The 20,047-nt window shown below is 68.2% G+C and carries 19 protein-coding genes; 1 reads left to right on the forward strand and 18 read right to left on the reverse strand.

The window, feature by feature from the left end; translation table 11 throughout:
• Nucleotides 1-13 precede the first annotated feature (13 nt).
• The 9 genes from NTM_RS04385 to NTM_RS04425 all read right to left on the reverse strand — a co-directional run bounded on the left by NTM_RS04385 (nt 14) and on the right by NTM_RS04425 (nt 9,784).
• Nucleotides 14-1,480 carry a flavin-containing monooxygenase gene (locus NTM_RS04385; RefSeq protein WP_163765564.1) on the reverse strand — a complete coding sequence of 489 codons (1,467 nt, stop codon included), beginning with the start codon at nt 1,478-1,480 and terminating at the stop codon, nt 14-16.
• Nucleotides 1,481-1,592: 112 nt separating this feature from the next.
• Nucleotides 1,593-2,321, reverse strand: a complete 729-nt coding sequence (locus tag NTM_RS04390; RefSeq protein ID WP_163765565.1) for an SDR family NAD(P)-dependent oxidoreductase — start codon at nt 2,319-2,321, stop codon at nt 1,593-1,595.
• Nucleotides 2,318-3,256, reverse strand: a complete 939-nt coding sequence (locus NTM_RS04395) for an alpha/beta hydrolase (RefSeq protein WP_163765566.1) — start codon at nt 3,254-3,256, stop codon at nt 2,318-2,320. Before NTM_RS04395 ends, NTM_RS04390 begins: the two co-directional genes overlap by 4 nt.
• A 44-nt stretch (nt 3,257-3,300) precedes the next feature.
• Nucleotides 3,301-4,677, reverse strand: coding sequence for a glutamine synthetase family protein (locus tag NTM_RS04400; protein ID WP_163765567.1), 1,377 nt, complete (start codon nt 4,675-4,677; stop codon nt 3,301-3,303).
• A complete protein-coding gene (locus NTM_RS04405) occupies nt 4,674-5,948 on the reverse strand; it encodes a glutamine synthetase family protein (protein WP_104861672.1) in 1,275 nt (424 codons plus the stop codon). The genes NTM_RS04400 and NTM_RS04405 overlap by 4 nt, the downstream gene beginning before the upstream one ends.
• Nucleotides 5,948-7,006: a hypothetical protein gene (locus tag NTM_RS04410; protein ID WP_163765568.1), complete on the reverse strand. Its 1,059-nt coding sequence runs from the start codon at nt 7,004-7,006 to the stop codon at nt 5,948-5,950. The genes NTM_RS04405 and NTM_RS04410 overlap by 1 nt, the downstream gene beginning before the upstream one ends.
• On the reverse strand, nt 7,003-7,776 hold the full coding sequence (locus NTM_RS04415) for an SDR family NAD(P)-dependent oxidoreductase (RefSeq protein WP_163765569.1): 774 nt from the start codon (nt 7,774-7,776) through the stop codon (nt 7,003-7,005). Before NTM_RS04415 ends, NTM_RS04410 begins: the two co-directional genes overlap by 4 nt.
• Nucleotides 7,773-9,059 carry a YlbE family protein gene (locus tag NTM_RS04420; protein WP_163765570.1) on the reverse strand — a complete coding sequence of 429 codons (1,287 nt, stop codon included), beginning with the start codon at nt 9,057-9,059 and terminating at the stop codon, nt 7,773-7,775. Before NTM_RS04420 ends, NTM_RS04415 begins: the two co-directional genes overlap by 4 nt.
• Complete coding sequence (locus NTM_RS04425) at nt 9,053-9,784, reverse strand: SDR family NAD(P)-dependent oxidoreductase (RefSeq protein ID WP_104861668.1); 732 nt, start codon at nt 9,782-9,784, stop codon at nt 9,053-9,055. The genes NTM_RS04420 and NTM_RS04425 overlap by 7 nt, the downstream gene beginning before the upstream one ends.
• 197 nt (nt 9,785-9,981) lie before the next feature.
• Between NTM_RS04425 and NTM_RS04430 the strand changes: the two genes are divergently transcribed.
• On the forward strand, nt 9,982-10,719 hold the full coding sequence (locus NTM_RS04430) for a FadR/GntR family transcriptional regulator (protein WP_104861667.1): 738 nt from the start codon (nt 9,982-9,984) through the stop codon (nt 10,717-10,719).
• 23 nt (nt 10,720-10,742) lie between these two features.
• Here the strand turns inward: NTM_RS04430 and NTM_RS04435 are convergent, their stop codons facing one another.
• The 9 genes from NTM_RS04435 to dcd all read right to left on the reverse strand — a co-directional run bounded on the left by NTM_RS04435 (nt 10,743) and on the right by dcd (nt 19,940).
• Nucleotides 10,743-12,260 (reverse strand): APC family permease, encoded by a 1,518-nt coding sequence (locus NTM_RS04435; protein WP_163765571.1) that lies wholly within the window; start codon nt 12,258-12,260, stop codon nt 10,743-10,745.
• A gap of 149 nt (nt 12,261-12,409) precedes the next feature.
• Nucleotides 12,410-13,273 carry a glucose-1-phosphate thymidylyltransferase RfbA gene (gene rfbA / locus NTM_RS04440; RefSeq protein WP_163765572.1) on the reverse strand — a complete coding sequence of 288 codons (864 nt, stop codon included), beginning with the start codon at nt 13,271-13,273 and terminating at the stop codon, nt 12,410-12,412.
• A complete protein-coding gene (locus NTM_RS04445) occupies nt 13,273-13,641 on the reverse strand; it encodes a nuclear transport factor 2 family protein (protein WP_104861664.1) in 369 nt (122 codons plus the stop codon). Before NTM_RS04445 ends, rfbA begins: the two co-directional genes overlap by 1 nt.
• 25 nt (nt 13,642-13,666) lie before the next feature.
• Nucleotides 13,667-14,413, reverse strand: coding sequence for a maleylpyruvate isomerase family mycothiol-dependent enzyme (locus NTM_RS04450; RefSeq protein ID WP_163765573.1), 747 nt, complete (start codon nt 14,411-14,413; stop codon nt 13,667-13,669).
• Between the two features lie 2 nt (nt 14,414-14,415).
• Nucleotides 14,416-15,750 carry a cytochrome P450 gene (locus NTM_RS04455; protein WP_163765574.1) on the reverse strand — a complete coding sequence of 445 codons (1,335 nt, stop codon included), beginning with the start codon at nt 15,748-15,750 and terminating at the stop codon, nt 14,416-14,418.
• Nucleotides 15,750-16,073, reverse strand: coding sequence for a DUF1330 domain-containing protein (locus tag NTM_RS04460; protein ID WP_083142335.1), 324 nt, complete (start codon nt 16,071-16,073; stop codon nt 15,750-15,752). The genes NTM_RS04455 and NTM_RS04460 overlap by 1 nt, the downstream gene beginning before the upstream one ends.
• 9 nt (nt 16,074-16,082) lie before the next feature.
• Nucleotides 16,083-17,426, reverse strand: coding sequence for a UDP-glucose dehydrogenase family protein (locus tag NTM_RS04465; protein WP_163765575.1), 1,344 nt, complete (start codon nt 17,424-17,426; stop codon nt 16,083-16,085).
• A gap of 77 nt (nt 17,427-17,503) precedes the next feature.
• The gene (locus tag NTM_RS04470; RefSeq protein WP_163765576.1) at nt 17,504-19,141 is read right to left on the reverse strand and encodes a DUF7159 family protein; all 1,638 of its coding nucleotides are present in this window, start codon (nt 19,139-19,141) and stop codon (nt 17,504-17,506) included.
• 226 nt (nt 19,142-19,367) lie between these two features.
• Nucleotides 19,368-19,940 carry a dCTP deaminase gene (dcd, locus tag NTM_RS04475; RefSeq protein WP_083142338.1) on the reverse strand — a complete coding sequence of 191 codons (573 nt, stop codon included), beginning with the start codon at nt 19,938-19,940 and terminating at the stop codon, nt 19,368-19,370.
• Between the last annotated feature and the right edge of the window lie 107 nt (nt 19,941-20,047).

Consider the following 20,047-nt stretch of genomic DNA (forward strand, 5'->3'; position numbering starts at 1 on the left):
CGTCGCAGCTCGGTCAGCTCAACCGGACGGCGATCCTGCGCAGCAACTTCGTCGCCAGAATGTACGGCGTCGCACCGAAGGGCCACTGCGAGACGACCTTGCCGGTTCCGGCACGGAAGTAGTTGTGGGTTTTCGCCCACACCGTCTTGGCGAGCTGGGCCTGCAGCCAGTCGTTGTAGATGACGAACGCCGATCGGCGCACGTCGATGACGCGGTTGCCGGTCTTCGCGGCCCGGCGGATCAGGGATGCCGCGAAGTCGGCCTGTGCTTCGTAGAAGTGCACCAGCGGCACGGAGTTGGTGTTGGGTCCGTACATGATGAAGAAGTTCGGGAAACCGGGAACCATCATGCCGAGGAAGGCCTCGGGCTCGCCGTTCCAGGCGCTGTGCAGTTCCCGGCCGCCCTGCCCGTAGACCTGGTAGTTGCCCAGGTAGTTCGCGGCGTCGAAGCCGGTGGCCAGCACGATCACGTCGAGATCGTGTTCGTCGCCGTTGGCATCGATGGCGCCGGTGCGGGTGAGGCCTTTGAGCGCGTGCGGCACGAGCGTCACCTTGGGGCTGCGCAGCGACGCGTAGTAGGTGTCGCTGCACACAGTCCGCTTTCCTTCGAAAGCGAAGGCCGGCGTGACCATTTCGAGAAGGTCCGGCCGCCCGGCGAGCTCTCGCCGCATGAACTCCAACGAGGCCTGGTGCCGCCGCCTGTTGAACCGGCCGGTGCTGCGGGCGTGGCTCGACCGCAGTTGTCTGCGGTCATAGTCGAAGTACAGCGCCCATCGGCGCCAGGCGTAGACCGCGCGCAGCTTGTTGAGCCGGCGCTCCAGCGGCGTGAAGGCGCGGCTGTTCTTGGGCACCAACCAGTTGGGCTCGAGCTGGAAGATCGTCACGTCCTTGGCCACCTTCTCGGCCTCGGTGACCACCTGGACCGCCGAGGATCCGGTGCCGACGATGCCGACGGACTTACCGGTGAGGTCCAGTCCGTCGATCCACGCCGAGGTGTGGCACATCGCGCCCTCGAACTCGTGGTCCCCGCGGGCGAACGGCGGGACGATCGGGATGTTGAGGAACCCGACAGCGCTGATGACCGCGGTGAACGTGCCGTGGTCGGCGCCCGAAGACGTCGTCACCGTATGGCTCTGGTCCTCGTCGGACCACCGGACGTCGACGACCTGCTCGTTGAACTGGATCCGGCGGGCCAGGTCCCATTCGTGGGCGACCCGCTCCAGGTATTCCTGCAGTTCCTGCCATCCCACGTGGGTGCGGGTCCAGTCGCTGCGCGCATAGGAGAACGAGTAGACGTGCGACTCCAGGTCCACCTCTGCTCCCGGATAGCGGTTGAACCACCAGGTGCCGCCGATCCCGTCACTCTTCTCGAAGATGACGAAGTTCTCGATACCTTTCTGCCGCAGCGCGATCGCCGCTGCCAGGCCGCTGAACCCGGCACCGATGATCGCCACACGGGGGGCGGGAACGGTTGCGGTCATCGGTGTTGTCTCCTCGCTCGTGCCCAACTGGGCGAAACATCTCAAAAGTTCTATAGGTTCAGTATTTAGACCATTTATACGGGTGTCAATACCCCGGTCGGCTGGTCTGTCGCTACTTCGTCTGGGCGATCCAGCCGCCGTCCACCACCAGGTCTGTAGCGGTGATGAACGAGGCCTCCTCCGAGAGCAGGAAGCGGATGGCGTTGGCGATATCGGTCGGAAAGCCCAATCGGCCCAATGGGGTTCGCTCCTCCATGTTGGTCCTGCGCGCCGGGCTCTCGCGGTAGAGCGGCTCGATCATCGGCGTCAGGATCGCGCCCGGACACACCGTGTTGGCGCGGATGCCCTCCGGCGCGAGTTGCAGCGCGAGGCTGCGGGTCAGTGAGACCAACGCCGCCTTGCTCACCTGATACGCGTCCAACGGTGAGTCCATGTTGCGCAGACCGGCGATGCTCGCGACGTTGACGATGCTCCTGCCCTGGCCCGCGCGGAGATACGGGACGGCGGCGACGATGAGCCGCCGTGTCCCGTGCAGGTTGACCCCCAGCGTGAGGTCCCAGACGGACTCCTCGACGTCGAGGCTCGATCCGTCCCGGTCGAACAGGGCCACCCCGGCGGCGTTCACCAGATAGTCGAGGGCGCCGCCGGGTATCAGCGACAACAGCTCCTGCGGCTCACCGGTCAGCAGGTTGAATGACACGTAGTCGACTCCCGGCGGCAGCGCCGGGATGGCCTCGGACACGTCGGTCGCGATGACGTGGACGCCGTCTGCTGCCAGGCGGGCCACCGTCGCGGCACCGATCCCGCCACCGGCGCCGGTCACCAGCGCGGTGCGGGTCATCGCTGGTGCACCGCAAGCGCATCGGCCAGCCGCCGCCCGGCGAACGCCATCGCCTCGGTGGCCGTCGGGAACACCTCGTCGAGACCGAAGAACCCGTGCACCATGCCGGGGGTTTGATGGGTCTCCGTCGGCACGCCGGCCTCGGCGAGAGCGGCGGCGTAGAGCTCGCCCTGAGGCCGGATCGGATCACATTCGGCGAGGATCACCGTGGCCGGGGGCAGACCTTTCAGGTCGGCGTCGAGGATGCTCACCCGGGGATCGGCGCCGGCATCGCTGCTCGGGAGGTAGTTGTCCTGGTGCCACTGCATCTCGTCGCGTTCGAGCATCACGCCCTGGTACTCGTCGTCGAACCCGCGCGTGAGGTCCGTCGTGGTCACCGGGTACACCAGCAGCTGATGCCGCAGTGCCGGCGCGCCGGTGTCACGGACGTGCAGTGCGACGGCGCCGGCGAGGTTCCCGCCCGCGCTGTCGCCTGCGACGGCCAACCGGGTGGTGTCCACGCCCAGGCCGGAGGCCGGATCGGCGGCCCAGTTCAGCGCGTCGATCGCGTCCTCGACCGCGGTCGGGAACCGCGATTCCGGTCCGCGGCGGTAGCCGACGGAGAGCACCGCGCTGCCCGAGGCGTTGGCCAGCAGACGCGTCGCGACGTCGTGGGAGTCGATGCTGCCCAGCAGCCATCCGCCACCGTGGTAGTACACCGTCAGCGGCAGCGCGGCGGCGTCCTCCGACGGCAGGTACAGCCGACCGGGAATGGTCTGTCCGTCCCGGGTCGGGATCTCCACGTCGCTGACGCGGTGGATCGGCGGCTTCGCCAGCGCCCCGAAAGTGTCCTCGAAGTTCTGCCGGGCCGTGGGCACCGGCAGCAGGTGGGCGTTCGGGCGCCCGGACTTCTTGGCGTCGTCGAGCATCTTCTGGGCGATGGGGTCGATCGGCATCGGTACTCCTGAAAGTGTTGCGGGGAAAGAATCGTCGGTTCGGGTCACACGCGTTCGTAGTAGCGGCGCATCTCCCAGTCGGTGACGGTGTGCGAGTCGAATGCGACCAGTTCGCTTCGGGACGACGACAGCAGGTGGTCGAACACGTCGTCTCCGAGCGCCGCGCGGGCCATCTTGCACTCTTCGAACAGGCGCAGCGCCTGATGCAACGAGGTCGGGACGATCGGCACGCCGGTACCGGTCCAGGCATTGCCGTCGAAGATGTCGGGTGCGGCTAGTTCGCGCGCGATCCCGTCGAGCCCGGCGGCGATGGTGGCCGAGTACGCGTAATAGGGGTTGACGTCACCACCGGGGATGCGGTTCTCGACGCGGAAGGACGGACCCTTACCCACCAGCCGGAACGCGCACGAACGGTTGTCGGCGCCGAGCGCGATCGCGGTGCCGGCGAACTGGTCGGGCTGGAACCGCTTGTAGGAGTTGACCGTCGGGGCCAGCAGCAGCGTCATGTCGGCGGCGTGGGTCAACTGGCCTGCGACGAACGACCCGAACTTCGCGGACATCCCGGCTGTGTCGGCCGACCAGCTCAACGGGCTGCCGTCCGAGGACCACATACTGACGTGCAGATGGCAGGAGGAACCGACGTCGTCGATCTTCGGTTTCGCCATGAAGGTCACCGTCAGGTCCGCGGCGTGGGCGAGTTGCTTGACCCCGTACTTGAACAGCACGTGCCGGTCGGCCATCTCCAGCGTGTCGCAGTAGTCGAGGGTGACTTCCTGCTGTCCGAGCCCCCACTCCGGCTTCGACGATTCGATCGAGACACCGAAGCCGGGCATCTGGTTGCGGATCCGCTCGATGAACCAGTCGTCACGGCCGGCTTGGACCATCTGATAGTCAGAGCGGTAGTCCGACAACATCTTCAAGTTCTGATAGCCCAGCTCCCAGGCCTGCCGGGGCGGGGTGGCGGCAAGGAAGAACTCCAGCTCCGACGCGAACTTGAACGCCAGGCCCTGTTCGCGCGCCCGCTCGATCTGCTGTCGCAGGATGGTGCGGGGGGCCACCGCCAGCATGGTGTCCGAATCCGCTTCGTAGGCATCACAGATGACCAGTGCCGCGTGCGGCTCCCAGGGAACCCGCCGCAGCGTGGTCAGGTCGGGGACCAGACGGATGTCGGCCCATCCGTTGTCCGCGTTGGAGACGGGCAAATCCAGCGGGTTCATCTCCAGGTCGACCGCGAAGATGAAGCTGCTGGCGTTGATCCCGGCGCCGCTGAGGCCAAGCGACCGGAACGCCGGGATCGTCAGCCGCTTGCCGACGAGGCGACCGTAGGGGTCGGGGGTGGCGCACACGACCGTGTTGATCTCTCCGGTCGCGGCGAGCTTCTCGAACTGGTCGAGGTCGAGGAGGGTTGATTCGTCGGTCATTGATGCTCCAGGTGGCGGGTGAGTTCCCAGGACGTGATGTTGGTGCGCAGCCACTGCGCATAGCGGTCGGCTTCGGCACGGCGGGTGGCGGCGAACGACGTGCAGAACGCCTTGCCGAGCAGATCGGGTAGCCACGGCGAATGCTCGAAGGCGTCCAGTGCGGTCGACAGGTCGCCGGGCAGTGGCACCGGCTCCTCATCTGCGGGTGGTAACCCGAGATCGTTCTCCAGACCGTGCAGACCCGCGGCCAGCAGCGCCGACGCCGCCAGATAGGGGCTGGTATCGGCGCCCGGCCTACGATGCTCCACCCGAGCGGATTTCGTGTCGTTGAGGATCACCCGGCAGGCCGCACCGCGATCGTCATAGCCGTAGGTGGCCGCGGTCGGGGTGAACATCTCCGGATCGATGCGCTTGTAGGAGTTCACGTACGGGTTGAACAGTGCGGTGGTGTCGGCCATGCCTGCGAGCAGGCCGGCCAGGTATCGGGTGGCGTCGCCGGACAGCGCACCGTGGCCGTCGGAGAAGACGTTCACCCCCTCCCGATTCAAGCTGGAGTGCACGTGACCACCCGCACCGGACTTGTCGCCGTAGGGTTTTGCCATGAAGCTGGCGTGCAGACCGCGTTCGGCGCACAGGTCGCGCAGATACTGACGGGCCCGGACCGCGGAGTCAGCCGCCTGGCACGCCGGAGCCGGCGCCATCGTGAACTCGAAGAACCCCGGCCCCAGCTCGGTGTGGAACATCTCGATCTCGACACCGACGGCATGCATGCGGTCGATGAATTCGGTTGCCAGGCTGTGGGACTGGGCGACCCGGGTGAGCGAGTAGGCGCTCTCGGTGGAGCCCAGCGGCCGGCGTGCGTCGGCCGCCGTCGGGCCGTCCTGGAACAACCAGAACTCGTACTCGAAACCCAGCACCGGTTCCAGGCCGCGTTCGGCGTAGCGGTCGACGAGCGCGCGCAGGCAGTGGCGCGGCGACATCTCGACCGGTGTCCCGTCGGCGCCGACCATGTCGGCGATCACCGCGTCGGTGCCCGGGCGCCACGGCAACTCGACCCGGGTCGATTCGTCGGGGGTGAGCAGCGCGTCGGGATATCCGTTGGCGGCGTTGCTGACCGGTGTGTCGGTGACCTCGTCGGCGACGGAGAGTCCGTAGAGGATGGTGCAGAACGACAGGCTGGTCGGGTTCACGGTCTTCTCGCTGCGGACCAGCTTTCCCCGGATTCCGAGGTCGTAGTCGGGCACCTCGAGTTGTGTCATCGCCACCGGCATCACACGTCTCCTCGTCGGGTCGGTCTGCGGGAGGGACTACGTCCGACCCGCTCGTATACGTGGTCGGGAACATCGGCGGGGTCGCGGTAGACCCACCAGGTGCACTCGGTGACCGGGTTGTCCGGGTTCCAGGTGGGCGCGTCGATCACCCGGGTGGGGAATCCCAGCCGGTCGATCGGCATCACCTCGTTGAGCAGGCAGCAGTGCACGCAGTAGCTGCAGATGCCGACCGTGTTCCACGCCCAGTCGTGGCGCTCGGTGGTCACGGCGAATCCGTACGGGCCGGCGGCTCTCGGGGCGCCTTCGGTGATGCGTGCGTCCAGGCTGCGCCCTCCCGATCCGCACGGGGCGAACCGGAATCCGACCCGGGTGGGCTCGGTGATGATCTCGATGTCGCCCTGCCGGCCGGTACCGGCCAGATGGGCGTGGAAGCCGTCGACGATCGCGATCATGAGCTGGTGGGCGGAGGTTTCCCACGGTTGGTTGCTCAGCGCGTAGCGTCGCTCGTGCACGTCGTACCAGTCGGCCATCAACGCATCCCACAGGGCGCCCAGCGCGTGTTCGCCGACGGTCCGCACGGCGATGTCGATGAGGCCGCTGACCCGGTCCACCGCGCGATCGTGTACGCCCTGCCAGACCGAGCGGGCCGCCTCGATCGCCGCCGCGGCGTCCGGTCGCTGCTCGCGGCAGGCGGTGGCGGCCTCGCCGACCGCGGCCACGAACTCCGGCCACTGCGCTTCGATACCGTCCATGGCCCGCCGGCCGATCAGTGCGGTAAGACGGGACGCCGCCTCGTCGACGAGATCTTGTGCCACACCGTGTGATTCGATCCATGCCCGGATCGACATCGGCCACCGTTCGTACACGTCGCGCAGTTCCTCGGCTTCGGTGACCGAGATCTCGACCAGTTCCGCCGCGGCCCGCCAGTCGCCGCGCTCCAGGTGCTCGGTGGCGACGCGAAATGTCCCCTTGGCCAGTTCATTCCAGGTGCCGACGCGTGCCGGGCGCCCCAGCGCCGGTTCGTAGGCCACCACGGTGGCGGTCTCGGTCTCGGTCATGTGAGCTGGAAACCTCCGTCGACGCGCAGGTCGCTGCCGGTGATGTAGGCGGCCTGGTCGCTGAGTAGGAAGGCGACGGCGTGCGCGATGTCGGCGGGCGCCGCGAAGCGCCCCGCCGGCACCCGAGGGGCGAGTGCCGGCGGGAGTTCGGTGGTGTCGCCGTGGGCGGCGGCCATCGGCGTGGCGACGAATCCCGGTGAGACGCTGTTGACCCGCACCCCGTCGGCGGCGAGCGCACGCGCCGCGCTCTGTGTCAGCATCTGCAGCCCCGCCTTGGACGCCGCATACTGCGGGCTCGGATCGGGATTGGACAGCGCGACCACGCGCCCCGCTTCGATCGAGCTGATGTTCACCACGGCGGCCGGCGACGCGCGGCGCAACACCGGGGTCAGCGCGTCGATGGTGTTGTAGGCACCCATCAGGTTGATCTCCAGGCAGCGCAGCCACAGCGCGCGGTCCACGCCCGAGAAGCCCGTATCGTCGATCACGCCTGCGCAGTTGACCAGGTATGCCACGTTCTCGGGTGCGGCACCGGACAACTTGTCCAGCAGGTCCGGTTCCCGCACGTCGAGCGCCACCCCGGCCTGCAGATGAGCAGGGAAATCGGGATCGGGTTGTGGCGCTTGGAGATCCATCCGGATCGTGCGAACCCCCGCCGACATCAGCGTGCGGGCGATCGCCGCGCCGATACCCGACGCGGCGCCGGTCACCAGCGCGTCGCCCCCGCTGAAGGTGAGCGGCAGGCTGGGAGGCGGCACGGCGGCGCTCATCGCGGACCGAAACGACGCTGGTGTTCGGCGAGCGCATCGGCGAAGCACTCCCGGGGCGCGCGGATCACGCCCGCGCCGATCTGTCCGCCGTCGCGGCCGGCCAGGCCGACGTCCATCACCGGCAGCACCCCGGTCGCGAGGACTTTGCGCGCATCGATACCGGTCGGGGTGCCCCGGAAGGCGAACTGCGGGATGCGATAGGTGCTGTTCTCGCCGTGGGTGATCGCGTACATCTCCAGGTTGCGCTCGATCATCACCTGGGGCGACCCGCCCTGGTACTCCTGCAGCGACAACGCACACGCCTGGGCGAAGCCGCCGAGGCCCACCGTCTCGGTGATGGGGGACTCGCCGCCCATCCAGGTGATCTCGTCTTCGGTGTGCCCCGCGAACAGCTTGCCCTGGTGGATCGGGGGTGGGCCCTCGAACCAGGTGTCGCCGAGCCCGGCGAGCTTCACCGCGAAGCCCCGGCAGCTGAACGCCATCGCGGACACGAGCGTCGACCCGGGCACCACCATCGCGTCGGCAGAGGCCTTGGCCGCTGCCATCGAGAGCCGCAGGAAGAAGTAGTCGTTCTCAGCGAGGTGAAGCATCGTCTCGCGGACGCCGGGCACTCGATCGTCGCACATGTCGAGGATAGCGGGCATGATTTCCCGGTTGAACAGGATGGAGGCCGCCGCGTTGCGGCTGTGCACCTCGTCACCCATCCGCAGCGCACGCGCGATCAGCGGCTTGAGCGCGATCCCGCCGCGGCGGCGGATCGCCTCCCCGACCACGGGTGCGAGCACGGTGTTGACGTGCAGCAGACGCTGGTGGACACCCTCGTCATAACAGCCGTAGTTCAGCCGGCGGGGTTCCTTACCCTCGTAGAAGTTGCAGAAGCCCCGGTTTCCGTGGGCGCGGTTCTCCACCACGAACACCGGCATGGACGCGGTGTAGATGCCGGCCAGGGATCCGACGGCGGCGTAGTCCTGACAGGCGCCGACCTCGATGCGTCCGGAGTCGAATCCCGCGATCGCGTCCTCCCGGCTGTCCGCGAGTCCCTCGAACAGCGCCCCGCCGATCAGCGCCTCACGCTGCCCGCCGGTGTACTCCGACCATGCCATCGGCGCTCCGGAGGTGAGCACCAGATTGTCGCGGTATCCCGGCAGCACGTCGCGGGCCGCGGCCACGTCGACCACCCAGGGGTCGGCGGCGTCGAGCCGCTCGAATGCCAGCGCGTTGGCCTGCTCGACGGTCGTGAACCCGAGAGCGGGATCGGTGCCCAGATCGGTGGCGCTCACCATGCGACCACACCGCCGTCCACCAGCAGGGTCTGTGCCGTGATGAACGAGGCACGCGGCGAGAGCAGGAACTCGACGGCCTCCGCCACCTCCTCGGGCTCACCGATGCGCTTGAGCATCGCATAGGACGCACTGACCTCCTCGCCCCCGGACACCCTCGCCATGGAGGGGCTCATCGGCGCGCGAATCACCCCTGGGGCGACGTTGTTGACCCGAATCGCCCGCGGGGCAAGCTCTTCGGCGATGTAACGCGTGTAGGCGGCGATACCGGCCTTGGTTGCTCCGTAGACCGACGCTCCGCGGAACCGGCCGAAGTGTCCGGTCAGGCTGCCGACGTTGACGATGGCACTGCCCTCGGTCAGCAGCGGCGCCACGGCGTCGGTGACCCTGGCCATGCCGGCGATGTTCACCTGGAACATCAGCTCGAGCTTGGCCTCGTCGATCTCCCCCAGGAACGAATCCCGCAGGATGCCAGCGCAATTGACCAGGCCGTAGAGCGTCTCGCCGTCGTCGACCGTCGAAGCCACCGCCGAATCGACGTCAGCGCGATCCGTGACGTCCATGACCAGGGGCACGGTGCCCTCCAGGCCGTCGCGGCCGAAGTCCACGGCCTCGACGGCGCCCTTGAGGTCGGCCGCCACCGGTACATACCCGCTCTGCAGCAGTCTGCGGCAGATCGCCTGCCCGATGACCCCGGCCCCGCCGGTCACGATGACTTTGTTTCCCAACGCCTCAACCCTTCTCGGCTGGTGACTCGAATCACGAACTGATCGTCAGTTTTGTCGATAAAGACCTATTGGTCAAGTTTTTAGTTCTTTTATTTGGCGCCGGCCCGTTCGGTGCGTTCTTTGGTCTAAAGGGCTGGACAAAACCCTCTTACGAAGGCCGGTACGGTACCGTGCTGGCAAACGAAAGGGGGCTCCACATGAGTGCGGAACGCCCGTCGGCGCTGAGCCCGGTCCGGCAGATCCCGGCCCACGAGCTCGTAGTCGACCAGATGCGCCGCGCGCTGGAACTGGGCCAGTTCCGGCCCGGTGACCGGCTACCCACCGAACGTGAACTCTCCGAAATGCTCGACGTGTCCCGAACCACGGTCCGCACCGCGGTCGCGGTCCTGGAACGCGAAGGGCTGATCGCGGTGCGCCGCGGCCGCGGCGGCGGGTTCACCGTGCAGGCTCCGCACGTCGACCCCGCCGAGATGCGCCGCGAGTTACGCCGCAACAAGCGGGCCATCCGCGACGCCTTCGACTACCGCATCGTGGTCGAAACCGGTGCCACCCGGCTGGCCGCCACCCGTCGCCGCGCGATCGACCTGGCCGATCTGCGCAAACTCCTCGGCGGCATGGAGGACGCCTTGAACGTCGCCCTGCAGGAGCAGTCCGCCCAGCGCACCATCGAGTTCCAGACCCTGGACACGGCCTTCCACATGGGCATCGCGCAGGCGGCCCAGAACGACCGCCTGCTCGATGCCGTCGGTGATGCCCGCCGCCGCATGTGGCTTCCGGTGGGCGCCATCTTCGGTCGTCTGGAGCCCAATGCCAACGACTTTCACGAATCGATCCTCGAGGCGATCGAGGAACGCGATCCCGAGTTGGCCGCGTCGCGGATGGAGGCTCACATCAACGACACCCGGAACACCCTGGAGAGCTGGCTCAAGCGCTGAGGCTGCGGTGCGGGCGCGGGACATCAGTCGGTGGGCTTGTCGTCGAACACGGTGGACCCGATCCGCGCGTAGAGCTCCGGCTTGGCCTTGCGCCAGTACAGCGCCACCGCGATCGACCCGAACAGCAGTGTCAGCAGGATGTACGGGATCAACTTGAAGAACAGTGTCTCCGAGGCGGTTCCAGCGGCCGCGGACATGTTCGAGGCCATCAGGTAGATGACGTAGACCATCCCGGCACCGCCGATGATCGGAGCAGCCAGGGTGCGCCACCAGCTGGCGGTCTCCGGATGCTGCTTCTTGACGTGGAAGTACACCACCGTGGCGATCGACGACATCGTCTGCACGGTCAACAGGCACAGCGTGGCCAGGATCGCCACCAGCACGAACAACACGGCGTAGGGGTCCGCGCCGCTGACCGCGCACACGATCAGGACGATGGCGGCGAACACGCTCTGGGCCAGCGACGCGACATACGGTGACGCGTGTTTGGGGTGCGCCTCCCCGAGGCGACGGGGCAGCAGCCCGTCACGCCCGAAGGCGAACAGGTAACGGGCGGCGGAATTGTGGATGGCCAGCGCGCAGGCGAACGAACCGCCGATCATCAGCCACTCGAAGACGACGATCGCCCACTGCCCGAGATATTGCTGGGTCGGTGCGTAGATCAGGTCGAACGGTGTTGCGCCGGAGGCCAGTTCGACCGCCTTGGTGGGTCCGTTGCCCACGATCATGCCCCACGCGATGAAGGTGTAGAACACGCCGATCCCGATGACGGCGATCATGGTGGCCTGCGGGACGATCTTCTTGGGGTTCTTCGATTCCTCGCCGTAGATCGCGGTGGATTCGAACCCCACCCACGACCAGAACGCCATCAGCAGGCCCAGACCCACCACGCCGCCGGCGACCCCGTTGGTGCTCAACGCGCTCACCGGGTTCAGCGACTCCCAGCTCATACCCTCCGGATGATGCATCAGTGACGCCGTGGCGGTCAGACTCAGCATCACGATCTCGGCGACCAGCACCGCACCCAGCACCTTGGCCGCCACCGAGATGTCCCAATGCGACAGGGTGGCGATGACGATCACGCCGATCGCCGCGTAGACCAGCCACGGCAGGTCGATACCGAACTGCGCGGAGACCGCCTGGTCGACGAAGACGGAGAAGATGCCGATGAGACCGGCTTCCATCGTCATGTAGGTGAACATCGACATCACCCCGGCGGGCAGGCCGGGAATCTTCGACCAGCCTCGGGAAACGAACGTGTAGAACGCTCCGGCAGCGGTGATATGCCTTGCCAGAGCGATGAATCCGACGCTGAAGATGCTCAGCACGACGGTGGCGATGATGAAGCCCGCCGGGGCGCCCAGCCCGTTGCCGAAACCGACCGCCACCGGCAGGTTGCCCGTCATCGCGGTGATCGGCGCCGAGAACGCCACCACCATGAACACCACGCCTGCCAGTCCGATGGCGCCCCGCTTGAGGGTGTGCCCCTCCCCGGACTCGGGGGCGGCGACCTGCGCCGGTGGGTCTGAACGGAGCGCCATACAGAGCCTGCCTTTCGTCGATGGTGACGTGAGTCACTGAACTGACAGGAGCGTAAGGGCCTAAAGAACTAAAAACAAGACCTATAGACCAATGTTTACAATTGTGGCGCGCAGCACAGAACCGCGGGAGAGCCCGGGTACCGCGGGAATCAGCGCTGCAGCAACTCGAGCAGATAAGCTCCGTAGCCGGATTTGAGCAGCGTGTGCGCCCGCTCTTCGAGGGCGTCGTCGTCGATGTAGCCGAGGCGCCAAGCCACCTCTTCGGGCACGCTGATCTTCAGTCCCTGCCGCCGCTCGATGGTGCGCACGAAATCGGCGGCGTCGAGCAGCGAGTCGAAGGTGCCGGTGTCCAGCCACGCCGTGCCACGCGCCAGCACCTCGACGCTGAGCCGGCCCTGTTCCAGATACGTCTGGTTGATCTCGGTGATCTCGTACTCGCCGCGCGCGGATTTCGTTAGCCCGCGGGCGATCTCGACGACATCGTGGTCGTAGAAGTACAGCCCGGGCACCGCGTAGTGCGATGCCGGGGCGGCAGGTTTCTCCTGTAGCGACAGCGCGGTGCCGTCGGGTGAGAAGTCGACGACACCGTAGTCCGACGGGTTGGCCACCCAGTACGCGAAGATCGCTCCGCCGCGGACGCCGTGGAAGCGCTGCAGACTGGTCCCCAGGCCGGGGCCGTAGAAGATGTTGTCGCCCAACACCAGTGCGACGGATTCGGAGCCGATGTGCGACGCTCCGATCACGAACGCCTGCGCGAGCCCGTCCGGCTCGTCCTGCACCGCGTAGGTCAGGTTGATCCCGAACGCCGAGCCGTCGCCGAGCAGGCGGCGGAAATCCGGGGCGTCCTGTGGGGTGGTGATCACCAGGATGTCGCGGATTCCCGCCATCATCAACGTGCAGAGCGGGTAGTAGATCATCGGCTTGTCGTACACCGGCATCAACTGCTTGCTGACACCCAGCGTGATCGGATACAGCCTGGTGCCCGATCCCCCGGCCAGCACGATGCCGCGCATCAGCCGGACAGATCCGCTTCGTCGAGGTCGGTGGCGGCCAGCGCGGCCGCCAGGTCGGGGTGGCGGAACACCGAGGTGACGTGGTCGTGCACCACCCGGAACGCCGATGCCGCGGCGCCGGTCTCGCCGGTGACGGAGACGATCTGCTGTTCGGCGACCACGACCCCGTCGTGGACGTAGATGCGGCCGGGTTCGACCCGCTCGTCGAGCGACTGCGCCCACTGCTGCAGCGCGGCATGTCCCTGCGCGGCGCCGTGGGCGTCGCCGATCTCGATGTCCTCGCTGGACAGCGACAGCAACGTGTCGATGTCGCGGTCGTTGAGCGCGTCGTGCCAGGCGAGGACGGTGGCCAGCTCCGATGTGGTCATGAGTCGAGCTTAGGCGGCGCGCCCGCTAGAACGGGGTGCGCTCCAGCCACGCGTCCCACACCTCGGCGTCACCGAACACCTCCAGCCCGGCCGTGTCCGCGGGCGTGCGGCGTGTCAGGGCCAGCAGCAGTCCGGTCGCGGGTCCCCGCAGCGCGACGCTGCCCTTGCCGTGGTTGTGGGACCACCAGATGCCGTCCTCGTCGTGCACGATGGTCCACTCCCCGGTCGGGCCGAGCTTGTCGTCGGTGGCGTGCAGGTGGATGGAGTTGTGCCGGTCCAGCGGGGGCGTGGCATGCCGGCTACTGGCAGCCAGTTCGATCCATTCGCTGATGCTGTCGGCGGCCAGGTCGGGCGGCGGCTCGAAGTCGGCGCCCAGCGCCAGCGCGGCGTCGGCGTGGTGCACCAGGACCTCGTGCAGGCGCCTGCGCAGCCACCACCCGCTCGGGCGCGGCCCGACGAACGTCCACACCTTGGTGTCGGGGCGGGCCCGGTCCACGGCGTCGATCATCGCCTGCGCGCTGCCGACGAACCAGTCGATCGCCGCGTCCGGGTCCTCGGGCGGTCTGCCGTCGCGCACGTCGCGGGGGTCCAGCGGATCGGTCCGCCGCTCGCTGACGATCTGTGCGGCCCAACGGTTTCCGCGGCCGACGTGCCGGAACAGCTGTTTGAGGGTCCACTCCCCGCAGGTGGGCACCGGCGTGGCCGGGTCTGCCGATCGGATCAGGTCACCGAAGGCTCGAGTCTGCTCGAGCAGTGCTGCTCGGAAGTCCACCCCTACGAACCTAGCGCGGCGCGGGCGGTACCGAGTGTGATCGGCAAGGTTGACCATCCCCGTAAGACTCTGGTGTCGCGGCGCTGCCCCGATCCGGCCAGCCGGGCGTCGGGATACCGCTCGAAGAACGTGCGCAACCCGACCTCGCCCTCGGCCCTGGCCAGCGCGGCACCGAGACAGAAGTGCCTGCCGCCGGAGAAGGACAGGTGCCTGCCCGCGTTGTCGCGTTCGATGTCGAACCGGTGCGGATCGGTGAACACCTGCGGGTCGCGGTTGGCCCCGGCGAGGTGCACGATCACCAGCTCACCGCGTTCGATCGGCGTTCCGGCGACCTCGACGGGGCGGCGGGCGTAGCGCGCGCTCATCTGCACCGGCGAATCCAGCCGCAGGATCTCCTCGACGGCGTTCGGCCACAGCTCGGGCCGTTCGGCGAGTGTGTCCAGGTGCCCGCGGTCGTCGAGCAGCATCCGAATCCCGTTGCCCAGCAAGTTCACAGTGGTTTCGAAGCCGGCGGCCAGCACCAGCCCGGCGGTGGCCTGCAGTTCCCGCTCGGAGAGCCGGCCGGCGTCGTCGGCGTCGGCGCTGGCCTGGATCAGCTGGCTCATCAGGTCGTCGCCGGGGTTGCGGCGCAGCTCCTCCATGTGGTCGCGAAGCCACGCGTTGAAACCGACCAGGCCCTTCTCCACCTGCTGGAACTGCCGCCAGGACAATCCGATGTCGAGGCTGGGCGCACCCAGTTCACCGAACCGCAGGATCTGTTCGCGGTCGCGTTCGGGTACGCCGAGGATGTCGCTGATCACCGCGACGGGCAGTTGCGAGCAGTAGCGCTCGACGATGTCGACCACGCCGGATTCGCGTTCGAGATCGTCGAGAAGTCGGTCGGCGGTCAGCTGGACCCGGTCGCGTAGCCCGTTGACCGCGCGGGTGGTGAACACCGAGGACACCAGCTTGCGGCAGCGGGTGTGGTCGGGCGGCTCGATCGACAGCAGCGACGGCGGTTCGATCGGGTGCAGCAGCCCGGAATGGGTCTTTTGGTTGACCCACTGCAGCGGTTTGGGCAGACCGCCGCCGAGCGAGGACACCCGGAAGTCGTCCGAGCGGAGGATCTCGTTGGCCGCCTGGTGGTCGACGGTCACCAGCACCACACGGCACCTCACCACGCGGCCGAGGCTGCGGACCTCGTCGGCGAACGCGCCAGGGTCGGCACGCACGGCCGGATCGGCGATCAGCCGGGCCTGCGGATCTCCGCTGCGCCGGGCGGTGAACTTCGCCAGCCCGCGGATGACGCCGTGCAGCGCCACCCACCGGATACGTTGCCGCAGAGAATTGGCCGCCATCAGTTCACCTTAAGCAGGGGCCGCAGGTCGTCCAACCGGTCGAACAGGTGCCAGACGTAGGACGACGAGCCGTTCTCCCGGTGCGCGTGCAGTTCGGCCAGTTCGGGGTCGTTGCAGTACCCGTCGAACGCGTCCTTCGATTCCCACTCGACCAGGATCAGCACGGTGCGCGGCGCGATGTCGCCGGTGACCGATTCGCGGAACCGCCCCAGCGCGACGACGCGTCCGCCGTGCTTGGCGACCTCGGCGGGTGAGCGTTTTGAGTAGGCCAGGTACTCGTCGCGGTCGGCGACGTCGAACAGGTTCAGCGCGTAGACGGACATGCCGCGACGCTACCCGCCCACCTCCGCGGGCCCGAGGTTACGGCCGAGTGCGTGGACCTGCCAGCCCGCATCGCGCCATCGGTCGATGTCGAGGCAATTGCGGCCGTCGACAATCACTTTGGCCCGGACGGTGGCGGCCAGCTCACCGGGGTCCATCCCGACGAACTCGCTCCATTCGGTGAGCACCAGCACCGCGTCGGCGCGTTCGCACGCCTCCGAGGCGGTGGTGGAGTAGTTCAGCGTCGGGAACAGCCTGCGGGAGTTCTCCGTCGCTTTGGGGTCGTAGACGTTGACGGTCGCGCCGTGTAGTTGCAGCAGGCCGGCGACGTTGAGTGCGGGTGAGTCGCGGACGTCGTCGGATTCAGGTTTGAACGCCGCGCCCAGGACCGCGATGTTGGCGCCGAGCAGCGATCCGCCGCAGGCGGTGGTGGCCAGTTCGACCATCCGGGTGCGGCGGCGCATGTTGATGCTGTCGACCTCGCGCAGGAAGGTCAGCGCCTGGTTCGCGCCGAGCTCGCCTGCGCGGGCCATGAACGCCCGGATGTCCTTGGGGAGGCAGCCGCCACCGAATCCCAGTCCCGCGGTGAGGAATCGGCGGCCGATGCGGTCGTCGTAGCCCAGTGCGTCGGCCAGCAGCGTGACGTCGGCGTCGGCGGCCTCGCACACCTCGGCGATCGCGTTGATGAACGAGATCTTGGTGGCCAGGAACGCGTTCGCCGCGACCTTGACGAGCTCGGCGGTCTGCAGGTCGGCGACCAGGAACGGGACGCCGTCGGCCAGCAACGGCGCGTACAGCTCCCGGAGCACCTTCTCGGCGACCCGGGAACCCTTCTGCACCCCAAGCACAATGCGGTCGGGGTGCAGGGTGTCCTGGACGGCGAGCCCTTCGCGCAGGAACTCCGGATTCCACGCCACCTCGACGGTGACGCCGTCCGCAGCGAGGCCCGCGGCCCGCTCGACCAGGTCTGCGGCGGTGCCCACCGGCACGGTCGACTTGCCGACGATCACCGCAGGTCTGCGCAGCAGCGGGACCAGGGTGTCGACGGCTTCGTGCACGTGCCGCAGATCGGCGCTGAAGTCGCCCTTCTTCTGCGGCGTCCCGACGCCGAGGAAATGCACGTCGGCGAATTCGGCCGCCTCGGCATAGTCGGTGGTGAAGCGCAACCGGCCCGCTTCGATGTTGCGCCGCAGCATGTCCGGGAGCCCCGGCTCGTAGAACGGGACCTCACCGGCGGCCAGTTTGGCCACCTTGCCCGCGTCGGTGTCGACCCCGATGACCTGGTGGCCGAGTTCGGCCATCCCGGCGGCGTGGGTGGCGCCGAGGTAGCCGGTTCCGAAGACGGTGCAACGCATACCGCCATCAGTACCCGGTCGGGGTGAGCTGAAGCCGACGCGTCGTTGAGCGTCAGGCCAACGTCAGGTGTCGATCGCTAACGCCCGGGTGCGCAGAACACCAGGAAGCAACCGTCGCCGTTGATGTCACCGGGAACACCGCTGCCCCGGCTGCTGCCGCCCCGGCCGCTGCTGCTGTCACCGCGGCTGCTGCCGCTGTCACCGCGGCCGCTGCTGCCCGACCCGGAACCGGCGCCCGACCCGGAGCCGGCGCCGGGCCACTGCGGGCCGGACGGCCACTGCGGCGTCTTCGGGACCTGCGGAACCTGAGGCACCTGCGGTATCTGGGGCACCTGCGGAATCTGGGTCACCGGGGGCCTGGTGGTGGGCGGCTTCTGCGGCTGCCACGGAGTCTGGTCGTCCAGGTCCGGTTCGTCGGGACGCTGGTTGGGCCAGGTCCACCGCGGTGAGTTCCATTGCGGCCGGGGCAGCACCACCACCGGAGGCGGCAGGACAACCGGCGCGACCACCGGAGGCGCCGCGGGTACCGGAGCCGGGGCGGGCGCGGGTGCCGCCGGGGCGGGAGCCGGAGCCGCGGCCGGCGCGGGTGCGGGCGCCTGTTCGACGTAGACGGTGCGCGGCGCCTGCTGTGGCGCCTCTTGCGCGACCGGCACCGGTGGCTTGATCGTCTCCGCGGTCGACGGCGGGGGCGGCACGGTGGCGGCCTGCTGCTCGGCGGGGGCCGGGTCCGGAGCGGGCGCCTGGGTGCTGGGCACGATCGCGGCCTGGGCCGGGCTGGGCCGCTGGTCGGCGGTCGGTCGGATCGTGATGGCCAGCGAGATCACAAGGGCCACAACGCCGACGACGAACAACGAGGTCAGCGCACTGCCCACGAGCAGGAACGGTTTTCGTTCGTCGTCGACGGGCCGCAGCTCGGTCGGGGCGAACTCGTCGACCGTCTCGGCGCCCAGCGGGGTGTCCACGCCGGCGAGCCCGGCGACCAGCGAGCCGGCCGTCGGGCCGTCGGGATCCTGGGAGTACGCCAGCCCGACCGTGGTGGCTTCGAACGCCGGCGCCGACGCCGACGCGAGGGCGGCGCCGCGGGCCAGCGCCAGGTCGGCGTCCTCTGGAGCATGGACCGGGAGTTCGACGTGGTGGTCGAGATGGGCTTTGACCGCGCTGACGTCCACGCCGGAGCCGACGATGAAGATGCCCTGCGGCGGGGAGTCCTGTGCAGCGGCTGCGGCGGCCAGCTCGGTGAACACCGCCATCGCGTCGGCGCTGTGCAGGGTCCGGCTGAGCACCTTGACCACGGAACCGTCGTCGGTCCGCACCACCGAGAGCGTCGCGGTGTCGCGGTCGACGAACAGCAGAGCGGTGGTGTCGTACCCGACCGCGCGGCCGACGGCCTGCGCCAGCGAGGACGCGGCGTGGCTTTCGGCCACGAGCATGACGTCGTCGATGCCGGCCGCGGCCAGCGCGTCGCGCAGTGCGGTGGCCTCGTTGTGGTCGCTCCATGCGACACCGATGGATTTGAGGTGGTGCCCGCCGGTCTCCGCGCTCTCCTTGGTACCGAGCACCGCCGAGACGACGTGCTGCGCGGCGTTTGCCGAACCGTCGTCGGTGCCGACCTCGAAGGTGTCGTGGTCGACGGTGACCCCGTCGGCTTTCTCGCCCTCGACCAGCACCATGCGCACCGTGGTAGGTGTCATCGACACACCTAATACGATGTCCACTGACCCCTCCAAAAACTTTGCTGCTGCCTGGTGACCGACCACCCCGAAATACGCACGGCGAGCCGGCAACTAGATACTTCATCGGCGCCGCCAGCTGCGGTGTTACACCTCGCGCTGTTAGCTGACAGCGGTTGAAGCTTGAGCCGGAACGCGCGGTACGAAACCGGAGACGCCGGTGAGGGAAACACTACCCGCGCCGATCGTCATCCGTCTGTGACGAAATTGCTCAGTTGGTCTTGACGAAGTTCTGATACGACTTCGACGGGGTGGGGCCGCGCTGGCCCTGATACTTCGAGCCGACCTGGCTGCTGCCGTAGGGGTGTTGCGCGGGACTGGTCAGGCGCAGCAGGCACAGCTGGCCGATCTTCATGCCCGGCCACAACGTGATCGGCAGGTTCGCCACGTTGGACAGCTCGAGGGTGATGTGGCCGGTGAACCCGGGGTCGATGAAGCCGGCTGTCGAATGGGTGAGCAGCCCCAGCCGACCCAGTGAGGACTTCCCCTCCAGACGGCCCGCGAGGTCGTCGGGCAGCGTGCAGCGTTCCAGGGTCGCGCCGAGCACGAACTCGCCCGGGTGCAGAACGAACGGCTCGCCCTCCTTGGGCTCGACCAGGCTGGTCAGGTCGTCCTGACGCTGCGCGGGATCGATGTGCGTGTAACGGGTGTTGTTGAAGACACGGAAGAGGCTGTCGAGGCGGACGTCCACGCTCGAAGGCTGGATCAGGCTGTCGTCGAACGGTTCGATGCCGAGCCTTCCGGCATCGATCTCGGCCCGGATGTCGCGGTCGGAGAGCAGCACCGGTCGAGAGTATCCGCACCGGGCTCGGTCAGGGGCAGCTGGCGGGTGCGTCGTCGCGGATCGCGCGGTCGGCGGGCGGCCTTCGAAGGTCGCGCGGCAACGGTTGC

It is taken from the genome of Mycolicibacterium parafortuitum, assembly GCF_010725485.1.
Lineage (GTDB): Bacteria > Actinomycetota > Actinomycetes > Mycobacteriales > Mycobacteriaceae > Mycobacterium.

Excerpts from the sequence above, each read along its gene's own strand:
- NTM_RS04385 (WP_163765564.1), bottom strand. The coding sequence starts at position 1,480 with ATGACCGCAACCGTTCCCGCCCCCCGTGTGGCGATCATCGGTGCCGGG.
- NTM_RS04420 (WP_163765570.1), bottom strand. The coding sequence starts at position 9,059 with ATGGTGAGCGCCACCGATCTGGGCACCGATCCCGCTCTCGGGTTCACG.
- NTM_RS04455 (WP_163765574.1), bottom strand. The coding sequence starts at position 15,750 with ATGGCGGCCAATTCTCTGCGGCAACGTATCCGGTGGGTGGCGCTGCAC.
- NTM_RS04410 (WP_163765568.1), bottom strand. The coding sequence starts at position 7,006 with ATGACCGAGACCGAGACCGCCACCGTGGTGGCCTACGAACCGGCGCTG.
- NTM_RS04465 (WP_163765575.1), bottom strand. The coding sequence starts at position 17,426 with ATGCGTTGCACCGTCTTCGGAACCGGCTACCTCGGCGCCACCCACGCC.
- rfbA (WP_163765572.1), bottom strand. The coding sequence starts at position 13,273 with ATGCGCGGCATCGTGCTGGCCGGGGGATCGGGCACCAGGCTGTATCCG.
- NTM_RS04395 (WP_163765566.1), bottom strand. The coding sequence starts at position 3,256 with ATGCCGATCGACCCCATCGCCCAGAAGATGCTCGACGACGCCAAGAAG.
- NTM_RS04390 (WP_163765565.1), bottom strand. The coding sequence starts at position 2,321 with ATGACCCGCACCGCGCTGGTGACCGGCGCCGGTGGCGGGATCGGTGCC.
- NTM_RS04405 (WP_104861672.1), bottom strand. The coding sequence starts at position 5,948 with ATGCCGGTGGCGATGACACAACTCGAGGTGCCCGACTACGACCTCGGA.
- NTM_RS04460 (WP_083142335.1), bottom strand. The coding sequence starts at position 16,073 with ATGTCCGTCTACGCGCTGAACCTGTTCGACGTCGCCGACCGCGACGAG.
- NTM_RS04415 (WP_163765569.1), bottom strand. The coding sequence starts at position 7,776 with ATGAGCGCCGCCGTGCCGCCTCCCAGCCTGCCGCTCACCTTCAGCGGG.
- NTM_RS04435 (WP_163765571.1), bottom strand. The coding sequence starts at position 12,260 with ATGGCGCTCCGTTCAGACCCACCGGCGCAGGTCGCCGCCCCCGAGTCC.
- NTM_RS04430 (WP_104861667.1), top strand. The coding sequence starts at position 9,982 with ATGAGTGCGGAACGCCCGTCGGCGCTGAGCCCGGTCCGGCAGATCCCG.
- NTM_RS04445 (WP_104861664.1), bottom strand. The coding sequence starts at position 13,641 with ATGACCACATCGGAGCTGGCCACCGTCCTCGCCTGGCACGACGCGCTC.
- NTM_RS04400 (WP_163765567.1), bottom strand. The coding sequence starts at position 4,677 with ATGACCGACGAATCAACCCTCCTCGACCTCGACCAGTTCGAGAAGCTC.